This is a genomic window from Klebsiella sp. WOUb02 (assembly GCF_050058015.1).
Classification (GTDB): domain Bacteria; phylum Pseudomonadota; class Gammaproteobacteria; order Enterobacterales; family Enterobacteriaceae; genus Klebsiella.
In genome coordinates this window covers 1,788,577-1,808,671 of record NZ_CP170110.1, presented here as the reverse complement: position 1 = coordinate 1,808,671, position 20,095 = coordinate 1,788,577, and the positions used below count along the sequence as shown (strand labels likewise).

Annotated in this window: 19 protein-coding genes and 3 pseudogenes; 12 read left to right on the top strand and 10 right to left on the bottom strand. The window is 62.2% G+C overall.

Annotated elements, in window-relative coordinates:
• Positions 1 to 26: 26 nt before the first annotated feature.
• Positions 27 to 362 (bottom strand): gamma-glutamylcyclotransferase family protein, encoded by a 336-nt coding sequence (locus tag ABOC21_RS15630; RefSeq protein ID WP_426815200.1) that lies wholly within the window; start codon positions 360 to 362, stop codon positions 27 to 29.
• 384 nt (positions 363 to 746) lie between these two features.
• Between ABOC21_RS15630 and ABOC21_RS15625 the strand changes: the two genes are divergently transcribed.
• Genes ABOC21_RS15625 through ABOC21_RS15610 form a run of 4 tightly spaced genes read left to right on the top strand, consistent with a single transcriptional unit; the run spans position 747 to position 3,112 of the window.
• Positions 747 to 1,808 (top strand): DarT ssDNA thymidine ADP-ribosyltransferase family protein, encoded by a 1,062-nt coding sequence (locus ABOC21_RS15625; protein ID WP_426815199.1) that lies wholly within the window; start codon positions 747 to 749, stop codon positions 1,806 to 1,808.
• Positions 1,809 to 1,812: 4 nt separating this feature from the next.
• Positions 1,813 to 2,538 carry a DarT1-associated NADAR antitoxin family protein gene (locus tag ABOC21_RS15620; protein ID WP_426815198.1) on the top strand — a complete coding sequence of 242 codons (726 nt, stop codon included), beginning with the start codon at positions 1,813 to 1,815 and terminating at the stop codon, positions 2,536 to 2,538.
• 17 nt (positions 2,539 to 2,555) lie between these two features.
• On the top strand, positions 2,556 to 2,795 hold the full coding sequence (locus ABOC21_RS15615) for a hypothetical protein (protein WP_426815197.1): 240 nt from the start codon (positions 2,556 to 2,558) through the stop codon (positions 2,793 to 2,795).
• On the top strand, positions 2,792 to 3,112 hold the full coding sequence (locus ABOC21_RS15610) for a hypothetical protein (protein ID WP_426815196.1): 321 nt from the start codon (positions 2,792 to 2,794) through the stop codon (positions 3,110 to 3,112). The genes ABOC21_RS15615 and ABOC21_RS15610 overlap by 4 nt, the downstream gene beginning before the upstream one ends.
• 379 nt (positions 3,113 to 3,491) lie before the next feature.
• Here ABOC21_RS15610 and ABOC21_RS15605 read toward each other — a convergent pair whose 3' ends face one another.
• Together ABOC21_RS15605 and hpxD are read right to left on the bottom strand one after the other, a co-directional pair.
• Positions 3,492 to 4,463: a PDR/VanB family oxidoreductase gene (locus tag ABOC21_RS15605; protein ID WP_426815195.1), complete on the bottom strand. Its 972-nt coding sequence runs from the start codon at positions 4,461 to 4,463 to the stop codon at positions 3,492 to 3,494.
• A gap of 12 nt (positions 4,464 to 4,475) precedes the next feature.
• Positions 4,476 to 5,513, bottom strand: coding sequence for a molybdenum cofactor-independent xanthine hydroxylase subunit HpxD (gene hpxD, locus ABOC21_RS15600; protein ID WP_426815508.1), 1,038 nt, complete (start codon positions 5,511 to 5,513; stop codon positions 4,476 to 4,478).
• Between the two features lie 127 nt (positions 5,514 to 5,640).
• On the opposite strand from hpxD, the pseudogene hpxR reads away from it, so the two are divergent.
• A pseudogene (hpxR, locus tag ABOC21_RS15595) lies at positions 5,641 to 6,586 on the top strand (LysR family hpxDE operon transcriptional regulator HpxR).
• Here hpxR and hpxO read toward each other — a convergent pair.
• A complete protein-coding gene (gene hpxO / locus ABOC21_RS15590; RefSeq protein ID WP_426815507.1) occupies positions 6,583 to 7,737 on the bottom strand; it encodes an FAD-dependent urate hydroxylase HpxO in 1,155 nt (384 codons plus the stop codon). The pseudogene hpxR and the gene hpxO sit on opposite strands and share 4 nt — an antisense overlap.
• Before the next feature lie 300 nt (positions 7,738 to 8,037).
• On the opposite strand from hpxO, the gene uraD reads away from it, so the two are divergent.
• Together uraD and uraH are read left to right on the top strand one after the other, a co-directional pair.
• Positions 8,038 to 8,556: a 2-oxo-4-hydroxy-4-carboxy-5-ureidoimidazoline decarboxylase gene (gene uraD / locus ABOC21_RS15585; RefSeq protein WP_426815194.1), complete on the top strand. Its 519-nt coding sequence runs from the start codon at positions 8,038 to 8,040 to the stop codon at positions 8,554 to 8,556.
• Positions 8,553 to 8,879, top strand: coding sequence for a hydroxyisourate hydrolase (gene uraH, locus ABOC21_RS15580; protein WP_426815193.1), 327 nt, complete (start codon positions 8,553 to 8,555; stop codon positions 8,877 to 8,879). The genes uraD and uraH overlap by 4 nt, the downstream gene beginning before the upstream one ends.
• Before the next feature lie 27 nt (positions 8,880 to 8,906).
• On the opposite strand, the gene guaD is transcribed toward uraH, so the two are convergent.
• Together guaD and ABOC21_RS15570 are read right to left on the bottom strand one after the other, a co-directional pair.
• A complete protein-coding gene (guaD, locus tag ABOC21_RS15575; RefSeq protein WP_426815192.1) occupies positions 8,907 to 10,232 on the bottom strand; it encodes a guanine deaminase in 1,326 nt (441 codons plus the stop codon).
• A gap of 109 nt (positions 10,233 to 10,341) precedes the next feature.
• Positions 10,342 to 11,838 (bottom strand): NCS1 family nucleobase:cation symporter-1, encoded by a 1,497-nt coding sequence (locus tag ABOC21_RS15570; protein WP_426815191.1) that lies wholly within the window; start codon positions 11,836 to 11,838, stop codon positions 10,342 to 10,344.
• A 142-nt stretch (positions 11,839 to 11,980) separates the two neighbouring features.
• Between ABOC21_RS15570 and ABOC21_RS15565 the strand changes: the two are divergent.
• The 3 genes and pseudogenes from ABOC21_RS15565 to puuE all read left to right on the top strand — a co-directional run bounded on the left by ABOC21_RS15565 (position 11,981) and on the right by puuE (position 14,404).
• A pseudogene (locus ABOC21_RS15565) lies at positions 11,981 to 12,698 on the top strand (GntR family transcriptional regulator).
• The gene (gene hpxA / locus ABOC21_RS15560; protein ID WP_426815190.1) at positions 12,698 to 13,438 is read left to right on the top strand and encodes an allantoin racemase; all 741 of its coding nucleotides are present in this window, start codon (positions 12,698 to 12,700) and stop codon (positions 13,436 to 13,438) included. The pseudogene ABOC21_RS15565 and the gene hpxA overlap by 1 nt, the downstream one beginning before the upstream one ends.
• 21 nt (positions 13,439 to 13,459) lie before the next feature.
• The gene (gene puuE, locus ABOC21_RS15555; RefSeq protein WP_426815189.1) at positions 13,460 to 14,404 is read left to right on the top strand and encodes an allantoinase PuuE; all 945 of its coding nucleotides are present in this window, start codon (positions 13,460 to 13,462) and stop codon (positions 14,402 to 14,404) included.
• Positions 14,405 to 14,455: 51 nt separating this feature from the next.
• On the opposite strand, the gene hpxZ is transcribed toward puuE, so the two are convergent.
• The 4 genes and pseudogenes from hpxZ to hpxW all read right to left on the bottom strand — a co-directional run bounded on the left by hpxZ (position 14,456) and on the right by hpxW (position 18,015).
• Positions 14,456 to 14,842 carry an oxalurate catabolism protein HpxZ gene (hpxZ, locus tag ABOC21_RS15550; RefSeq protein ID WP_143716984.1) on the bottom strand — a complete coding sequence of 129 codons (387 nt, stop codon included), beginning with the start codon at positions 14,840 to 14,842 and terminating at the stop codon, positions 14,456 to 14,458.
• Positions 14,839 to 16,237: pseudogene (locus tag ABOC21_RS15545) on the bottom strand (AtzE family amidohydrolase). The gene hpxZ and the pseudogene ABOC21_RS15545 overlap by 4 nt, the downstream one beginning before the upstream one ends.
• Positions 16,234 to 16,422, bottom strand: a complete 189-nt coding sequence (gene hpxX / locus ABOC21_RS15540; protein WP_426815188.1) for an oxalurate catabolism protein HpxX — start codon at positions 16,420 to 16,422, stop codon at positions 16,234 to 16,236. Before hpxX ends, ABOC21_RS15545 begins: the two are co-directional and overlap by 4 nt.
• Before the next feature lie 9 nt (positions 16,423 to 16,431).
• On the bottom strand, positions 16,432 to 18,015 hold the full coding sequence (hpxW, locus tag ABOC21_RS15535) for an oxamate amidohydrolase (RefSeq protein WP_426815187.1): 1,584 nt from the start codon (positions 18,013 to 18,015) through the stop codon (positions 16,432 to 16,434).
• A gap of 240 nt (positions 18,016 to 18,255) precedes the next feature.
• Between hpxW and hpxU the strand changes: the two genes are divergently transcribed.
• Positions 18,256 to 19,095: a MurR/RpiR family transcriptional regulator HpxU gene (gene hpxU / locus ABOC21_RS15530; RefSeq protein ID WP_426815186.1), complete on the top strand. Its 840-nt coding sequence runs from the start codon at positions 18,256 to 18,258 to the stop codon at positions 19,093 to 19,095.
• A 214-nt stretch (positions 19,096 to 19,309) separates the two neighbouring features.
• The gene (locus ABOC21_RS15525) at positions 19,310 to 20,095 is read left to right on the top strand and encodes a transporter substrate-binding domain-containing protein (protein ID WP_426815185.1); all 786 of its coding nucleotides are present in this window, start codon (positions 19,310 to 19,312) and stop codon (positions 20,093 to 20,095) included.

Genomic DNA, 20,095 nt, shown 5'->3' with positions numbered 1-20,095 from the left:
ATCATCGATACGCTGCACGCACGACCCTACGGGTGCGTCTGCGGCTGTAGCTGATAGATCCACGCGGACAGGCGCTGCCCATCGGCCGTCGTCACCTCAGCTTCCACCCGGTCGTAGCCCGCTTCAAATTCATCCAGCGCGGACCAGAACTCCGCCAGCCGGGCGGAGAAAAACAGATAGCCGTGGACCTGCGGCCCGTTTTCACTCAGGACGATCCCCGGAAAATCAGCGGCAGCGCCCCAGCCGCGCTCGTAAAAGGTGCCTCTCACCGCGCCCGGCAGCCACTCGCCGCCGATATTTTCCAGAATATGGGCATTAGCGTGGCCCGGACGCAGCGTACCGTAGACAAATAAGCGTTCCATTATCCCTCATTAAGCAAAGTGTTGAATTCCCCGGCGGGCGGGGGAGAGCGCCCATACTGGCGCAATCGCGACGTTTTTAAAAGCGCTGCGGCCCGGTCGGTCATCCGCGTGGACAGGGGCTTATTCTGTCTGATTGCATAATGGCATGACGGGCTGCTGTTTTTTACGGCCCCTTTGGTGATAAAAATTCGACATATTGATGCCGCTTGAGTTCACCCAATGAATGGATTACTGTAGAGCGCGCCTGTTTATTGCACGTTCAGTGGATCCGACAACCGGCGTAAAAATACTAATAAGATAATACTTGCCCGTCCTTTTTATCAGAGCGACGGCGCGATGCGTTTTTACACACAACAAAATCATAATGCGGCTGCTGGAGTTCATATGTGGACGATAATTGGCATTCTAATTGTGCTGGCGGTTATTGGTAATTTAATAAAAAAAAAGGAAACGCCCCCTACTAAATCAGGTAGTCAACCGCCAGCCGCGCCGCAGACGACGTTCACAAGGCCCGAGTCGCGCCAGCCGGAGCGAGATTTTTTACGCGAAGCGGCGCTGAGGCGCAATTCGTTATTTCATGCTCCCGAGAACGTTAATAAAGAAAAATCGCCGCGAATTAGCGAGCTTAATAATATACCGGTGTCGATTACGATGAGCGAGGCGTTGGCTATTATTATGCATGTCGTCGGCTTCAAGGATTATATGCTAACGCGATATGCGATAACCGGACTAACTCATCTGGCGCCGGCCTATACGTCCGATTTACACTACGCATTTATGCAGCAGGTTCCGGGTAAGCCCTTTTATGCAATTCAGCAATTTAACTGGTCAAGGGCCATCGACTTTTCGCAGGTCAGGCGGCGGAATATCTCTTCGCTGTATCATTTCACCCACCTGAATAATCTGCAGGGAATATTTTCATCGGGTATTATGACCCGCCAGCAAATTGAAAATAAAGGCTATCCTTTTCACTATAATGATGAGTTGCGGCTGGATGGCGTGAGGGACTCAATATCTCTCTCGGTTGGCCATATTAATAATAAAATGTTCTACAAATATTCTCATGGGTTAAGCGATAGCGACTGGGTGATTTTGAAAATCAAAAATGAGCTGCTCAGCGGACCCATCGAACCCTCTTTTGACTTTCCACAGCTGCTAAACCGGGCGGTGTTCTGCCGCAGCAACGCGGCGTCGAGTGCGGTTAAGGCGGTAAGCCTTGGCGAGCGTAAAAAACATGCGGCCTCTCAGACCATGTTTGTCGGGGATAACGGCGAAGAGTCGGGAGATCGTCCGTATGATATTCAGGCCGAGATCCTCTATCTTGGCAATATTGCGCCCGGGTTTATTAGCGAGGTTATTTTCTACAGCGCCGCGAGTATTCCTTTATGGTTACGCGAGAGTCCGGTGATAATCACCGTCGATCCTTCCCGTTTTTCTTTCAGGTAAATTTATGGCCGTACGTCCCGTCTTTATCCCGAGGGGCCAGGGGGATACCCTGGTCGATATCGCTAACGTAGACTTCAGCTGGTCGGCCGGACTGGCGGTGTCGCAAAAGCAGAAATCTATTGCCTCCCTGCACGAGAACTATCGGCAAAGCGTCCCGGAAGCGAAAATTCTCGAAGTTTCCAGTAAGTCCACGCAGGAGACGGGCAGGGCGCTGAGCGCCTTTAATATGGGGGTGCGAAGTAGCGGCGGACAGTTTATTAGCGTGGAATCGCTGTTTCAGTCTTCGAAAGTCTTTATGGATAACGGGGTGCTGCGCGGGCCCTTTCGCGAACTGATGCGCATGGCGCCGAAAGAGGCCCGGCGTGCGGAACAGCTGAAAACGTCCGGGCGGCTGGCGCATTTTTCTTTCCAGCCCAGCGAACAGCGCGCGGCCATCATCTGGGAATTAGAGCCGAAAACCGCCTTCTATGACTGGCTGTACCTCAACGCGCTCAGCCATTCGCCGCTTAAAGAGAGTGTGCTGGAGTTCTCCGCGTTTACCGACATTGAATTCAACCCGGAAAAATCGGTGAACTGCCAGGCCTACTCCGTGGCGCTGTGGTGCGCTCTGCGCCAGCGGAGGCTGCTGGATAAAGCGATCCCGCCGCGCGACGAGTTTATTGCACTGATCGAGAGATTCACCATTCACAACACCAGCGACGGCGATCCGCGCAATATGCGTCTGTTTTAAATTATCAGGAGGCTCTTATGGTCAGGCGACTCCCTGGCACGGTTTTCACCACCGACTCTGCATCAACGGATGCCTTTACCGATATTCCCGCCGAGCGTCGACGGGAGATTGAGGCGGAAGTGCGGCAAGCGTACTTCGACCGCGTGAACGCGGTGAAAAAACAGGTGGATGCGCTGAGCGTCACCCAGCGGGAAATGTTTCATCGCCAGCTGACAGAGGCGCTGAGGCTGCTCCCGGCGGGGGGAACGGAGCAATGAGCGAGAATAAAATACTGGCCGCCGTCGCCGAATCGCTGCAAAAAAGCAGCGCCGCGATTGATCACGCCAATCGTAAAATGAGCCTGCTGGCGCGGGAGTCTCTCTATCGCTCAAAGCTGGAGAGCGAGCTGGCAGGAGAGTTGATTGCGATGGAGGCGGCGCTGAAGTCGGTGCAGGAGAGTATCCGCAGGCACGAGCAGCATGAGGCGCTGCTGGCGGGTTTAGACCCACAGAGCCGCGAGACGTTTAACGCCCTCTTTGCGCAAAACCACGCCCGGCTAAGCGAGCTGCTAAAAAGCGAAAAATCAGGCCAGTAGCGGCCAAAAAAAAGCCAGCCAAAAGCCTGGCTGGCAAATGCTCGGATAGTACTCAATTTTATTGTGGATGTTCAGAATGATTCCTGAGCATCGGTCTGGAGGCTGCGCCAGGCAGTGCCCAGACGGCTGGTCAGGATCCTCGCGCGCGGCGTCCGCCTGAGGAGTTCTTTTCATACTCCCGGCCAGCAGGCTGCGTCCGGCGACACCGGATTTGTCATACAAATATGACGGTATTTGTTTCAGAATGAAAATGAATAATTTTTATAAAAATTATGCCATTAGGGAATGATGGGTTAACTTTTGCTATAGCGGGATTTTGTCGGCAGGCAGGGCGCCGGTCTGCTCTCTGGCAGCCCGGCGCCGGCGGAAAGCGGCTCCGCTAGAGGTCGATCAGCAGGTTGGGCGAGCGGCTGCGGGAGCAGCAGAGCGCGATACGCTGCGCGACGGCGGCCTTCTCCGCCGGGGACTGCACCGTATCCCGATGATCGACAACGCCCTCGATCACCGGCGTGAGGCAGGCGCCGCACATCCCCATCTCGCAGGAGAGCGGGACCGCAACTCCCTGCTGCTGGAGCACCTGGGCGATAGTCTGGTGCGCCGGAACCGGCCACCGCGCGCCTGACGAGGCGAGGGTCACGGTAAAGGTGTCGGCCTCGCCGCCGACGTCGGCGACCGCCGGCGTCGCCTGAAACGCTTCGCTATGGATCTGCGCCTCCGGCCAGCCTTTTTCCGCCGCGACTTCGCGTGCGCAGGTCATAAACCCGTGGGGCCCGCACAGATACAGATGCTGACCGGCGCCCCCCCCGGCGAGCGTCGCGGTAAGATGCTGACGCGGGCTTTGCCCCTCTTCGGAGCAGTACAGGGCGCAGGTTCCCTGGCTGAAGCGCTGCGCCAGCGGTCGGATAAAGGCCGCGTTCTCGCGGCGCTTGACGTAATAGTGCAGCTCAACCGGCACGCCGTCCGCTTCGAGCTGCAGCAGCATCGCGTACAGCGGCGTAATGCCAATACCGGCGGCCAGCAGCACAACGCGTTCCGCCGGCTGCAGCGTAAACAGGTTGCGCGGGGGAGAGATGCGCAGCGCCTGGCCCGGGCGCAGCGTCTCGTGGATATAGCGCGATCCGCCCCGCGATGCGCGATCCCGGGCGACGCAGATCAGGTAGCCCTCCGCGCCGCTCGTCGGGCCGGTCAGCGAGTACTGGCGCATCATCCCATCCGGCAGATGGAGATCGATATGCGCCCCCGGCCGCCACTCGGGCAGCGGCTTTCCGTCCCTGACCACCAGCCTGACGGCGAGGCTGGCATCGCCCTCGCGCCACATTCCGTCAACCACCACCTGCAGCAGTTCGCTCATTTACGCCTCCGTCTAGACGAGGAAAAAGTCGCCAAAGCCCATCTTCTGCAGCCCGCGACGATAGGCAATTGAGCTGCGGTCGGCGGGAATATGCGCCTCAAGGGTTAAGTCCAGCGGCAGCCTCTCCGGCCGCTGGGTTTCGACCATTAGCCGGTCCTCCTCGAAGACGCGCAGATTGAACGCGTGCACGTCCGCAACCGGAACGTGGAGATCGAAGTTGCGCGCAATCGGGGCAAACATGCGGGTGACGCGTGACGATACCGGCGAAGCGGCGTTCATAATCACCAGCCGGGCTTCGCCGGGGAAGTGGATGGTCAGCGTCGCGGTAAAGGGCAGGTGCATCTCGAAATGGCGCAGCCACTGAAATCCCTCCGGCGCGCGGAATCCGGCGCTGGCCGGATAGTTGCCGACCGAACTCCAGTAATCGGCAATAAAGCCAAAAGAGGTTTCCTGCGGGCTGTAGGCCGGCACCTCCTGATTATCCGGGTCGGCGAAGGTATCGGTATGGATCCAGGCAAAGTGGGCGACATCGAGAAACCCCTCCACCTGACGACCGGCAAAGCCGTTGACTTCAAACGCCGGGCAGTTGATCTGCTGAAACCCCTCATCGTGCCAGTGCGGCATGGTGGGCAGCGGCATCGGGTTCTCCGGGTCGAAGGCCATGCACACCCAGACCAGCCCAAAGCGCTCCTCCACCGCATAGTGGGTCAGGTGGAGCCTCGCCGGAACCGGCTGGTCGGGGCTGGAGGGGATTCGGTTGCAGCGCCCCTCTTCGCCGAAGCGCAGGCCGTGATAGGGGCAAATAATCCCTTCGTCGTCGTGAGAGCCGAGGGTCAGCGGTACGCCGCGATGGGGGCAGACGTCGCGGGCGACCACCACCGAGCCTTTAATCCGGTAGATAACCAGCGGTTCGTCCAGCAGGGTCGCCTTTAGCGGGGCGCCGCCGACGTCCTCGGCGCGGGCTACCGGGTGCCAGCATTTCGCCAGCCTGAGCCAGTCGTCCGGTTCGAAGGTGCAGCGGGCCGGTGGGGTGGGGTTGATTCTGTTCATCATGTTCCTTCCTGCTCACGGAAAAGCATTTGTTTAATTGTTGTGACTTTATTGTTGTCATATTAGGGTGTTGACATCCATCGCCATTAATTCACTAACCCGTTGCAAAAAAGAGAACAGGTGGGATATGAGTCCGTTTTCGCGTTTCGCTATCTATTTCGCCGCGGTGGCCCGCAGCGGCAGCCTGCGCCGGGCGGCTGAAAAGCTGCATATCTCGGCCTCGGCGATTAACCGCCAGATCCTGCAGGCCGAAGAGGAGTTCGGTACGCCGCTGTTTGAACGGCTGCCGGAAGGGCTGCGCATGACCACCGCCGGAGAGCCTGCTCTATGACAATCTGCTGCGCTGGCAAAAAGAGTTTCAGCTTACCCGCCAGCAGTTTGACGAGTTGCAGGGGCTAAAGCGCGGCAGCGTCAGCATCGGCATGGTGCAGGCGCTGGCGGAGGGCAGCTTTGCCGCGGCGCTGGCCGATATCATTACCGGGTGGCCGTGGCTGGAGCTTAATCTGCGGGTGGCGGAGAGCCACGCGGTGAGCGAAAAGGTTCGTCAGGCCGACGTCGATTTTGGCCTGATCCTCGACCCGGAAGGGCAGGCGGGGCTCAGCGTGCTGGCGTTCGTCGAGCTGGAGATGGGGGTGGTGATGCGCCCGGACAGCCCCCTCGCGCAGGCGGCGACGCTGTCGTTGGGCGACCTTAGCCAGCAGCGGCACATCGTTCCCGGCGCGCCGCTGATCGTGCACGACCGGGTGGCGATGCTCTACCGGCACTACGGCTTTTCGCCGGCCAACGGCGTCAGCTGCAATGATATTCGCCTGATTAAATCGCTGATCCTCAAAGGCAGCGGCGTGACGGTGCTGAGCCTGCTGGACGTACTGGATGAGGTCAAAAGCGGGCAGCTGGCGTTTATCCCTTTGCGCAATAAGCTGCTGCGGCCGCTGACCCTCGCGCTGTGCGCCGCGCCATCGCGCCAGCTCTCGCGTCCGGCGCAGATGGTGATTCAGAAGCTAACGGCGGTGATGGAGGAGATGCGCGCCGTTGGCGAAAGTCGGGTTGCGCGCCCTGAAGGCGGCGGTTAGCCGAGCGGGCCGCCCTGTATCGTCTCGCACAGGCCGTTGATAATCCGCTCGCCGCTCTCCTCCTGCAACTCCCGATACCAGGCCTCGGTCAGCTCCATCTCCTTGCCGTGGGTGATATCGCAGCGCTTGCGCGCCTTCAGTATCAGATCGCGAACCCGCTCGCAGCGCCGGGCTTCGTAGCGGCGCAGCGCGGCGGCGATATCCCCGCCTTCGCGCAACGCCTCGCCCAGCACCACCGCGTCCTCCAGCGCCGCGCAGCCGCCCTGGCCGATATCCGGGGTGGTGCTGTGCCCGGCATCTCCGAGCAGGGCTACCTTCCCGCGTACCAGCCGGTCGAAGGGCTCAATATCGTGAATTTCGATACGGTTGGTGGTGACCGGATCGAGGCGGGCGATCAGCTTCTGCACCGGCGCCGCCCAGCCGCTGAAATAGCGGCTAAGATCCGCCCGCAGGGTGCTGCGATCTTCCGCCAGTCCGGCCGGCAGGGGGACGTCAAAGAAAAAATAGAAGCGCCCCCTGGCTACCGGCATCAGCGAGACGCGCTTGCCTTCACCGACAAAGGTGGTCCACTGGTCGGCGGGGGCGATGGACTCGTCAATCTCCACCAGACCGTTCCAGTTGACGTAGCCCGCGTAGCGCCGTTCGGGGGTAAAGCCGAGCACGTAGGGGCGCAGAGCCGAGTGGCTGCCGTCGGCGGCAATCAGCATATCGCCGTGGGCGGTGGTTCCGTCGCTGAACCACACCGTTACGCCGTCGTCATCCTCCGCCACGCGGGTGGCTCGCTTGCCGAACCGTACCGCGTCGCGGCCCCAGAAATTGAGCATCTCGCCCTGCAGTTCGCTGCGCGAGACCGGACAGGGACGGCCGCCGGTGCGTTCGACCAGCGGCGCAAGGCTAAAGCGGGTCAGGGTTTTTCCCTCCAGGTAATCCTGATAGGCCATATAGCGCATCGGGCCGCCGTAGGTCTCCGTGATGTCGCCCATGCCCAGCCGGTTCATGCACTTCACCCCGTTGGGCCAGATTGAGATGGCGGCGCCAACCGGCTTAATCTCCTGCACCGCCTCAAACACCTCGCAGCTAATCCCGGCCTCTTTCAGCGCGACGGCCGCGCTCAGGCCGCCGATACCGGCGCCCATCACTAATGCTTTCATCATCTTCTCCTGTGGCATGCGTCCTGAAGAACCGAGCAATTTGCGTACCAGCTTGCCGCCGGGCGCCGAAGGGGCAGCCGACGGACGCGCCGGCGGGAGGTATGCGCTAAAGTGGTGCATTAACGGGCCGTAATTGCCTTTTTTTGCATCAAAAATTGTAAATATGGCAGCGGCGAATCAACCGTTTCACCTGGCCGCGGCGGCGAGGCCCGTCGAACGGGAATGTGGCCTGCTTTGTGCAAGCCGCTCTGTGCAATACTGCGCTAATGCTGTTGATGACGAAAAAGGGGGCGAAACTTTATGTCCGAAGAGGCCGCGACGATCGCGATTGAGGAGTTTAACCGGCTGGATGAAGAGGCGGCCTGCGGCCTGCTGCGACCCTGCGTGGCGATCCCCGCCTGGGCCGCGGCGCTGGTGCGGGGCCGCCCCTATCCTGACCTTGCCGCGCTGCTGGCCGCCGCCGGGGAGGCCGCGCAGCGCTGGGGAGAGGCCGAGCTGGATCGGGCGCTGAGCGCCCATCCGCGCATCGGCGAAAAGCCGCCCGCAGGTGGGGCGCACGCCGCGCTGTCGCGGCGGGAGCAGGCGGCGGTCAACGAGAAGGATGCGCGCCTTGCTCAGGCGCTAAAAGAGGGCAACGCCCGCTACGAAGCCCGCTTCGGGCGGGTGTTCCTGATCCGCGCCAAAGGCCGCAGCGGGGAGGAGATCCTGCGGGCGCTGACGCAGCGGCTAAAGCACGACGAGGCGCAGGAAGCGGAAGAGGCGCTGGCGCAGCTCCGCGAAATTACCTTATTAAGACTGACGGGAGTCATAGGCGAATGAATACGTTGAGTACCCATATTCTCGATATCTCCAGCGGCAGGCCCGCCGAGGGCGTGGCGGTGAACCTGCTGCTGGGCGGGCAAACGATCGCCAGCGGCCTGACCGATGAGCAGGGCCGCATTGCGCTGCTGGCGCCCGGTATGCTGATTGCCGGGCGCTATCGTCTGGTGGCGGAGATTGGCGACTGGTTTACGCGCCACGGGCGGGAAACGCTCTACCTTAGCGCGCAGATCGATTTCGCCATCGGCGAAGATGACGATGAGCACTTTCACCTGCCGTTTTTGATCGCCCCCGGCGGCTGGTCAACCTATCGGGGGAGCTAACTTTTCCTTGCGGCCCGGCCTGCGGCGTCAGCCCTGCTGGCGCCAGACGGGCTCGCCGTTGACCCAGGTCTCGCTGATATTGCGCTCGTCGCCGAGGGTCATCAGCACAAACAGCTGCTCGTAGATATCCTTACAGCGGCCGATGCGCAGCCGCTGCAAAGGGGTGGCTGCCGGGTCGATGACCACGAAGTCGGCCTCTTTCCCCGGCTGGAAATTGCCAATTTTATCGTCGAGGCGCAGGGCGTGCGCGCCGCCGAGGGTGGCGTGGTAAAAGGCCTCGCAGGCGGGCAGGCGATAGCTCTGTAGCTGCGCGACTTTATAGGCTTCCCCCAGCGTGCGCAGCATGCTGAAGGTAGTTCCCGCCCCCACGTCGGTGCCGATACCGATCCGCACCCGCTGCTGCCAGCTGGCGGGCAGGCGAAACAGGCCGCTGCCGAGGAACAGGTTCGAGGTCGGGCAGAAGGCCAGCGCGGAACCGGTCTCGTGCAGGCAGCGCCACTCCGCGTCGGCCAGATGAATACCGTGCGCAAACACGCTGCGCTCGCCGGTCAGCCGATAGTGGTGGTAGACGTCGAGATAGTGCTCATGCTCCGGCCACAGGCTTTTCACCCACGCCACCTCGTTGAGATTTTCGCTCAGATGGGTATGCAGCCAGGTGTCCGGAAATTCCTCCCTCAGCTGCTGAACGGCCGACAGCAGCTCCGGCGTGGAGGTGGGGGCAAAGCGCGGGGTAATGGCGTAGCCCAGGCGCCCGCGGTGGTGCCAGCGCTGGATCAGCTCGCGGGTTTGCCGGTAGCTCTGCGCCGCCGTCTCCGTCAGATAATCCGGCGCGTGGCGGTCCATCATCACCTTCCCGGCGAGGAGCCGCATATTCAGACGCAGCGCTTCGCTAAACAGCGCATCGACCGACTCAGGATGCAGCGTGCAGAAGACCAGCGCGGTGGTGGTGCCGTGGCTGAGCAGCTGGTTGACAAAAAACTGGGCGATCTCCGCGGCGTAGGCCTCATCCGCGAACTGGCTCTCCACCGGGAAGGTGTAGGCGGTGAGCCACTCCAGCCACTGTTCGCCGTACGCGCCGATCATCTCCGTTTGCGGATAGTGGACGTGGGCGTCGATAAAGCCCGGCAGCAGCAGCCGGCCGCGCAGGTCGGTATAGCCCCTGTGCGGGTGGAGAAACTGCTCTCCCTCCTGCCACGGCAGCAGCGTCTGGATCGTTCCGTCCTTAATAAACAGCACTCCGTCGGCAAGATAGCGCGCGTGACGGGCGATATCGTCAGCGCCGTCGGCGACCCGGGCAATATCAAAAAACGCCCCGCGAACTGCGGCGTCGTACGACCTGATGGTTTCCGTCATGTTGGCTCCCTGTTGCATCGCGCATTGAGCAAAATTTAAAGCAATATTGATGCCAGCCGTAGTGGGTGAGGGGTATGCCGCGCCGGCGGGCGCGGCCAGAGAGGGGAAATTACTCTTTCTGCGCCACGGCGCGGGCGTCATAGCGCGCGGTGGCGACGGCGGCGCGATCGTCGCGGGCAATCCAGCGGTAGGCGGCGCCGCTCAGGAACACGCCGATAAACCAGCTGAAGTTGGCAACCTCATGCAGGGCGGGGATAAAGCTGATAACCAGGCCGATAGCCACGGATGGCACCAGCGCGGCGATGGCCTTCGGGTTAAAGCCGTTGCGATACCAGTATTCTCCTTTCGGCGTGTCGTCAAACAGATCGTCAACCGAAACTTTCCCGCGCTTAATCAGGTAGAAATCAACCAGCAGAATGCCGAACAGCGGGCCGATAAACGCCCCCAGCACGTCGAGGGTGTAGTGGATAAGCTCCGGGGAGTTGAACAGGTTCCACGGAGTGAGCAGGATCGACCCCACCGCGGCGATCATGCCGCCGGTGCGGAAGCTGATTTTTTGCGGCGAGCAGTTGGAGAAGTCGAAGGCCGGGGAGACAAAGTTGGCGACGATGTTGATCCCGATGGTCGCGGTGATCATCGTCAGCAGGCCGATGGCCACCGCCAGGTCGTTACCCACGCGGCTCACGGTCTCGATCGGGTCGGTTATCATGCGGCCGAACAGCGACTGCGTCCCGGAGACAATCACCACGGTGACGATAGAGAACAGCAGGAAGTTAAACGGCAGGCCCCAGCGGTTGCCGCGGCGGATTTCGCCCATGCTTTTGCCATAGCGCGAGAAGTCGCCAAAGTTAAGCAGCGGGCCGGAGAAATAGGAGACCACCAGCGCGGTAGCGGTGATCATCTGCCAGGTTTGCTCCCCGGCGCTCAGCGACTTACTGGCGAGGGTAAAGGAGATCCCGTCGAAGCCGGTCTGGTATACAATCCAGCCCGCCAGCGCCAGCATCACCACGTAGACCGCCGGACCGGCGATATCAATAAAGCGCTTGATGGCGCTCATCCCGTGCCAGAACACCATCGCCTGCAGCAGCCACATGGTGGCGAAGCACAGCCAGCCGAGATGCGACAGCCCGAGGAAGCTGCCGGCGGTAAGCGTCGCCAGCGACGGCCAGAACTTGAGCAGCACCAGCATCAGGGCGTTGGCGGCCAGATAGGTCTGGATCCCGTACCAGGCAAAGGCGATAAGCCCGCGGATCACCGCCGGAATATTGGCGCCGAAGACGCCGAACGCCTGGCGGCAGATCACCGCGTAGGGCACGCCGGCCATCTGGCTGGGGCGGGCCACCAGGTTGGCGCACAGCTGAACGATACAGATGCCGACCAGCAGGCACAGCAGCACCTGCCAGCTGGCTAAGCCCAGAGTAAAGAAACTCGCCGCTACCACGTAGCCCCCCATGCTATGCACGTCCGACATCCAGAAGGAAAAGATGTTGTACCAGCTCCAGTTCTGATCGCGCGTCGGCGCCAGATCCTCATTGCACAGCCGTGGACTGTAGCCGGCGCTGGAGCCCGCGGCCTTAACCTGATGCGTATTTTGTGAATGTGGCATGAAACCTGCTCCTCTTGATGAAACCCCTGATATGGATTGCTGAGGCTGTTGCAGGAATTAGGCCAAAATAGTTAATCTTGTATGCAATACTTAATTTTTATGTATACAGTCTGATATCGAAACGTGAATACGGAGCCGGTTAATGAGTCACCAAAATCGTCTGCACGCCGCGCCAGGCCTGCAGGACAAGGATGAAGCCATCTATCAGGCGCTGATGACCGCCATCGTTGAACATCAGACTGCCGCCGGGCAGCAAGCTGCCGGAGGAGGCGCTGGCGGAGGTCTTTGGCGTCAGCCGCACCGGGATCCGCAAGGTGCTACAGCGACTCGCCGCTGTGCAAATGGTCACCCTGGCGCCCAAACGTGGTGCACAGGTTGCCAGCCCCACGGAGGAAGAGGCGCGGGATATTTTCCGTACGCGGGAGTTGCTGGAGGTGGCCAATCTGCCCGACGTGCTGGCCCGCTGCCGGCCGCCGCATCTGGCGGCGCTGGAGGCGATTATTCGCCAGGAGCAGCAGGCGCATGAAGCCTGCGATGGTCCGGCGGCGATCCGCTACTCCGCCGAATTCCATATTCAGCTGCAGGCGATCTCCGCTAACCAGGTGCTTACCGATATGGTAACCCGCCTGAGCCAACGCTCGTCATTAGCCATTGCGGCATGGGGTTCGCCGTGGCGCCAGGGCTGCCGCTGCGACGATCACGGGCAGCTGATCGGGCTGCTGCGCGCCGGGGATCTGCGGCCCCTGAGCGAGGCGCTGACCCACCACTTTGCCCATATTGTTGCCAGCCTGCGCTTTGACCGGGCGGGCGTTTCCCTGCCCGATTTCGCCCGGCTGTTTGCCGGCTACAAGGAGCCGTAATGTCTGCCTTTTGTATACAAGTGATTAATCCCAACACCAGCCGCGCCATGACCGAGACCATCGGCGCCGCCGCGCGGGCGGCGGCCGCGCCGGGAACCGAGATTCTGGCGGTCTGCCCGACGGAGGGGGTGCCCTCCATCGAAGGGCACTTCGATGAAGCCATCGCTGCGGTCGGGGTGCTCGAACAAATTAAGGCCGGGCGCCAGCAGGGCGTCGCAGGCCACGTGATCGCCTGTTTTGGCGATCCGGGGCTGCTGGCGGCGCGCGAGCTGGCGCAGGGGCCGGTTGTCGGCATCGCCGAAGCGGCGATGCATATGGCGACGCTGGTGGCCACCCGCTTTTCCATCGTCACCACGCTGCCGCGCACGCTGATTATCGCCCGTCACCTGCTGCACCAGTATGGCTTCTATCACCACTGCGCCGGGCTGCACGCCATCGATCTGCCGGTGCTGGCGCTGGAGGACGGCAGCGGGCGGGCGCAGGAGCTGGTGCGTCAGCGCTGCGTTCAGGCGCTGAAGGAGGATGGCTGCGGGGCGATTGTGCTGGGCTGCGGCGGGATGGCGACGCTGGCGCAGGAGCTCACTCGCGAGCTGCGCGTTCCGGTCATCGACGGCGTCAGCGCGGCGGTAAAAATGGTCGAGTCGCTGGTGGCGCTCGGCCTGTCGACCAGCAAGCAGGGGGACTTAGCTTTTCCGGAAGCGAAAGATTTAGGCGGCAGATTTCAGTCATTTAACGGATAGCGATTAGTGAAGAGGTGGGAGATGGATCAGCAGTCAGCGCTTTTTAATCAGGACTATCCTCGCGATCTGCGCGGCTACGCCGGCCAGACGCCGCGCGCGCCGTGGCCGCAGAACGCGCGTATCGCCGTACAGTTTGTTTTAAATTATGAGGAGGGAGCGGAGAACCACGTCCTGCACGGCGACGCGGGCTCCGAGCAGTTTCTCTCCGATATTATTGGCGCCGCCAGCTACCCTGACCGGCATATGTCGATGGACTCGCTGTATGAGTACGGTAGCCGCGCCGGGTTCTGGCGCATTCACCGCGAGTTCAGCCAGCGCGGGCTGCCGCTGACCGTGTTCGGCGTGGCGATGGCGCTGGCGCGGCATCCGGATATCGTGGCGGCGATCAGGGCCGCCGACTACGACGTGGTCAGCCACGGCTGGCGCTGGATCCACTATCAGCAGATGGATATCGAGACCGAGCGCGCGCACCTGCAGCAGGCGGTGCAGGTCTTAACCGATCTCTTCGGCAGGGCGCCCACCGGCTGGTATACCGGGCGCGACAGCCCCAACACTCGCCGGCTGGTGGTCGAACACGGCGGCTTTGATTACGACAGCGACTACTACGGCGACGATCTGCCGTTTTGGGTCGAGGTGCCGTGCGGCGACGGTTCGCGCAGGCCGCATCTGATCGTGCCCTATACCCTCGATACCAACGACATGCGTTTTGCTACCGCCCAGGGGTTCAATACCGCGGAGCAGTTTTATACCTACCTCAAAGATAGCTTCGACGTGCTGTATGAAGAGGGGAGCGAGGCGCCGAAGATGATGTCTATCGGCATGCACTGCCGCCTGCTGGGCCGGCCGGGGCGCTTTCGGGCCCTGCAGCGCTTCCTCGATTACGTCCAGCAGCATGAGCAGGTGTGGGTCTGCACCCGCCAGCAGATTGCCGACCGCTGGCGGGAGGCGTTTCCGTTTCGTCGCTAGCCGATGACCGGACCGGAGCCTGCTCCGGTCCGGTTGTACCGGCCGCGTTGGTTAGCTCATCAGGCTCACATGGGCGGCGACGATGCGCCAGCCGAAGGGAAAGCGCACCCAGGTCTGCTGCTGGCGGCCCACGCGATCGCTGCCCTCACGCGTGAACTCGGTGCTGCACACCGCGTAATCCTCGCCGAAGCTGACGATCACCGTGTGGCGCAGCTCGCGCTGGAGCCCGGCCGCCGGGCGGGCGGCGCGAAAGGCGCGGATTTCGTCGGCGCCGTAGAGATTCTCCCCGGCGCCGAGGCGCACGGTGCGTTTATCCTCCCAGAACAGCTCGTCGAGCACCGCGACGTTGTTGCTGACCAGCGCCTCTTCATAGCGATAAAAGGCGGCCGTGACCTCGGCCAGAACGCGAGGCCGGTTAATATTATCCTGATCGATCATGCTATTACCTCCGCAGGGCTGGCATCGGTAAGCCCCATCTCTTCCAGTACGCGCGCTGCCCGCAGGCAGGCCTGTTCATTAAACGGAGCGGCGATCAGCTGCAGGCCAATCGGCCGCCCGGCGGCGCTGCGCAGCGGCACCGTAGCGACCGGCAGCCCGACGAAGGAGATGGGCTGGGTGAGCATTCCCATGCTGGCGCGCACCGGCAGCATATGGCCGTTGATCTCCATCGTCTGCTCGCCGATGAGCGTGGCGCTGCGCGGCGTTGCCGGGGCGATCAGAATATCGGCGTGGGCAAACAGCGCCTGAAACGCCTGCCGGGCGTGGCGGCGAAAACGCTGGGCCTGAATATACCAGCTTCCCGGGATCATCGCCCCGGCCAGCAGCCGCTCCCGGGAGTGGGGTTCGAAGCGTTCCGGCTCGCGGCGCAGCGCCGGCAGGTAGTGATTGCCGCCTTCGGAGGCGCTGATGATAAACGCCGCCGAGCGGGAGAGCTCGGCCTCGGGGAACAGCAGCTCTTCACGAGCGTCGAGGGCCTGGGCCACCCGGACAACGGCGGCCCGCGCGTCGTCATCGCACCAGCGGCTAAAATAGCCGCCGAGCACCGCGCAGCGCAGGCCATCCAGACCGCGCGGCAGCAGGTTGCTGGCGCGTTCGCTGGGCTTATCGGCCTGGAAACCGTCGCCGGGATCGCGCCCCTGCAGCGCATCGTAGACCGCGGCGAGGTCGCCAACGCTGCGGGCTAAGGGGCCAATGTGGTCGAGGCTGGCGACGAACGGATGGCTGCCGGATCGCGACAGGCGGCCAAAGGTCGGCTTAAGGCCAAAAATACCGCATAAGGAGGCCGGTACGCGGATGGAGCCGTTGGTATCGCTGCCTAAGGCGAAGTGCACCAGCCCGGCCGCCACCGCCGCCGCCGAACCGCCGGATGAACCGCCGGCGATACGCGCCAGGTCATGGGGGTTACGCGTCGCGCCGTAGTGGCTATTTTCGGTGGTAAAGCCGTAGGCGTAGGCATCCATATTGAGCATCCCCGACAGCAGTCCGCCGGCGGCGTGCAGACTGGCGCACCGCCCAGCCGTCGGCGGCGGCGGGCGCGCGTTCGCTAAACAGCCGGGCGCCGGCGAGGGTGGTCTGCCCGGAGACATCGAACAGATTCTTCACCGCGTAGGGGACTCCGGCCAGCGGCGGCAGCGGCTGCTTGCCCCGGCGCAGGGTATCAATACTCTCCGCTTCGGCGAGCATTCGCGCTTCCGTCACCGTGGTCCAGGCGTTGATGTGCGGGTTGACCCGCGCAATGTCGTCGAGGGTCCGGCGCGCGATCTCCCGGGCGCTGAGCTCTCCGGCCTGCAGCGCGCGCTGGATCTCGCTAATCGTCATTTGGTTAAGCATCATGCTTTATACACTCCGGCGATCTCCAGGCGTTCATCAAGGGGGAAGGCCATCAGCGGTTCGGCCATGGCGGCGATGCGGCTGAACTGTAGCTGAAGCTCGGCGCGGCGGGCTTCATCCAGCTCCATCCCGAGGATCTGCTCCATTTGCGCCAGGTACGTGTTCCAGTCGAGCGTCACTTTTTGCATGCTGAACTCCTAATAACCGGCGGCTGAGCCGTTGCTGCGCGGATCGGATGCCCCTTCAAGCAGGCCATTCGGATGACGGACGATGGCGCCGGCGTGGCCCATGACCTCGCTGAAATCGTCGAGCACGTCGACCTCATGCCCCAGCGCCTGCAGATGGGCGATGCTCTGCAGCGTAAAGCGGCCCTCCAGCTTCAGCGAGTCGGAGGTTTGTCCCCATGTCCGCCCCAGCAGCCAGCGCGGCCGGGAAATGCTCTCCTGCAGCGGCACCCCCTGCAGGACGTAGCGGGTGAAAAGGGCGGCCTGAGTTTGCGGCTGGCCGTCGCCGCCCATCGAACCGTACACCATCACCCGGCCATCGCTGAGGCGGGCCGCCGCCGGGTTAAGGGTGTGGAACGGCTGCTTGCCGGGAGCCAGCGCCAGCAGGTGCTGCGGATCGAGGCTGAACGAAGCGCCGCGGTTCTGCCAGACAATCCCGCTCTCCGGCAGCACCACGCCGCTGCCGAACTCATGGTAGATGCTTTGAATAAAGGAGACCGCCAGCCCGCTGCTGTCCATGACCCCCATCCACACCGTATCGCCAGGCCCCTTGCCGGCGCCCCACGGGGCGGCCCGCCGATCGCTGATCCGCCCGGCCATCGCCTGCAGCGCCTCGGGTTCGAGCAGACTCTGGATATCGACATCAAGGTGGCGCGGGTCGGTGATATGGGCGTCGCGCAGGCTAAAGGCCAGCTTGGTCGCCTCAACGATGCGGTGTACGGTCAGGGCCTCATCGGCCTCGGCCATCGCCAGGCGATCGGTCATGCCGAGAATCGCCAGCGACACCAGCCCCTGGGTCGGCGGCGCCAGGTTCCACAGCTCGCCGTGCTGATGCGTAAGTTTCAGCGGCGCAGGGCGGCGGGCGCGATGCTGCCGGAGGTCGTCGAGGGTAATGGGCAGTCCGTACTGCGCCATACCATCGGCCAGGGTTGCGGCCAGCGGGCCGCGATAGAAGCTATCCAGCCCCTCATCGACCAGCCGTCTGAGGGTGTTGGCCAGCGCCGGTTGACGAAAGCGGCTGCCGGCGACCGGCGGCTGGCCGTCGATCAGAAAGGTCCCGGCAAACCCCGGCAGTTCGCGAAGTTCATCAAGCTTGCCGGCGGTGGCGCTGGCCTGGGATTCGGTGACCGGAATACCGCCGCTGGCGTAGCCGATAGCATCTTCCAGCAGGCGCGTCAGCGGCAGCGCTTTTCCGCTCAGGGATCGCGACACCCGCAGCGCTTCGTCCCAGCCGCTGACGGTGCCGGCGACGGTCAGCGCGGCGCGCGGGCCGCGGTGCGGGATCTGCCGCAGGTCGGAATAGGCGCTCAGCGTTGCTCCCGAGCCCGCCGCGCCGCTGGCGTCGATCGCGATCGGTTCCCCTTCCGGCGGCACGATAAGCCAGAAGCCGTCGCCGCCGAGCCCGTTCATATGGGGATAAACTACGGCGATGGTGGCCGCCGCGGCGACCATCGCTTCGATTGCGCTGCCGCCTTCGCGCAGCACGGCGAGCGCGCTTTGGCTCGCCAGGTGATGGGGGGCGACCGCCATCCCCCGGGTGGATACATGACTGTGCATTCGTTGTCCTCGTGACGCGATGTATTCTTTCAGAGTGCAAAAGCCGTTCCACTTCTGAACCCAAAGTTTCATTCCCTGCCGCCGACGCTGTTTTCCGCACTGGCACGCATCGTGAAAGGAAGGAGATGCAACGTTATGTGCGCTGCTGGCCGGGCATATATAGCGAAAACCGCGGCGGACGCATCGCCAGCGCTGAGTATCACGGGTATAGTTTGGTGAAACAAAAGTTACAGGGGCCTTATGCAACAGCTTGATGAACGACTGAAAGGGCAGTACGCCGCCCTGTCGCCCCAGGAGCAGCGGGTGGCGGATTTTATTTTCGATCACTTCGATGACCTGATTAGCTATAACAGCGCCGAGCTGGCGCAGCTGAGCGGGGTGTCGAAGGCGACGGTGAGCCGCCTGTTCAAGCGGCTGGGGTATGAGAAGTATAAGGATATGCGCGACGAGCTGCGTACCCTGCGCCAGAGCGGGATGCCGCTGACCGATAACCGCGACGCGGTGCAGGGCAACACGCTGCTGGCGCGCCATTATAAGCAGGAGATGGCCAACCTGACCCAGTGGGTCAACGCTCTCGACGCGCGCCAGTTTGCCGAAGCGATTAACGCGATGGTCACCGCCGAGCGGGTGGCTATCATCGGCATGCGCAACGCTTATCCGGCGGCGCTACACCTGCGCCAGCAGCTGCTGCAGGCGCGTGGTCAGGTGCAGGTGCTGCCGCAGCCGGGGCAAAGTTTAAGCGAGGAACTGGTGGATCTGTCGGCCAGAGATGTGGTGGTGGTGATGGCCTTTCGCCGCCGCCCGCGGCTTATTCGCCCGCTGCTGCAGCAGCTCCAGGCCAGCGGCGTTCCGGTGCTGCTGATGTGCGAGCCGCAGGCGCACGGCCTGTTCCCGCTGGCCCGCTGGCAGCTCTGCGCGCCGCTCGATAGCGTCTCGGCCTACGATAGCTATGCGTCGGTCAACAGCCTGATCAATCTGCTGGCCAACGCCTTTTTGCATGAGATCCTCGATAAAGGTCGCCCGCGCATTCACGAAATCGCCACCCTTTATCAGCAGCTGGACGAGCTCGAACAGCGATAATGGGGCGTCAGTCTGGTGCTTTGCATTATTTTGGTGCGTATTTACGCCGGTGAGAGAGGGCGATATTTCCCCGCTTTCTCTCTATTTTCCTTGTTTAATCGCTAGTTAATGGCGCCTTCCGCGTTGGGGTCGGCGTAACGTATATCTGGCACATTAGTTGCAAAAGTTTATTTAAAGAATCTTTTGTTTCATACTAACGTAACGGGTAAACATCATGAAAAAACTGTTGATCGCACTGGCCGGGGCCGCCTGTCTGTTCACGCAAATGAGCGCGGCCAAAGCCGACCAGCTGCAGGATATCGAAAAGCGCGGCGTTATCCGTATCGCGGTGCCGCAGGATTTCCCGCCGTTTGGCTCGGTGGGTACCGATCTTCAGCCCCAGGGCTATGACATCGATATGGCGCGCTATCTGGCGAAGCAGATGAAGCTCAAGCTGCAGCTGGTGCCGGTAACCAGCGCCAACCGGGTGCCTTACCTGCAAACCGATAAGGTCGATCTGGTGATCTCCAGCCTCGGCAAGAATGCCGAACGTGAGAAGGTGATTGATTTCAGCCGTGCCTACGCGCCGTTCTTCCTCGGCGTCTTCGGACCGAAGGGGCAGGAGCTGAAGGACGCGGCGGCGCTGAGCGGGAAAACCGTCGGCGTTACCCGCGGCGCGGTGGAGGATATGGTGCTGAGCGAGCTGGCGCCGAAAGAGGCGCAGATCAAGCGCTACGAGGATAACAACACCACGCTGTCGGCCTACCTCTCCGGGCAGGTGCAGTACCTGGCGACCGGTAACCTCGTGGTGGCGGCGATCTCCCGGCAAAATGCGCAGAAGGCGCCGGTCGCGAGCTTTATGCTGAAGGATTCGCCGTGCTTTATCGGCCTGAAAAAGAACGAGCCGGCGCTGAAGGAGAAGGTGGACGCGCTGATTGAGCAAGGGGTTAAGGACGGCACGCTCAACGCGCTGTCGCAGCAGTGGCTGAAGGCGCCGCTGCCCGCAGGCTTTGGCGCATAG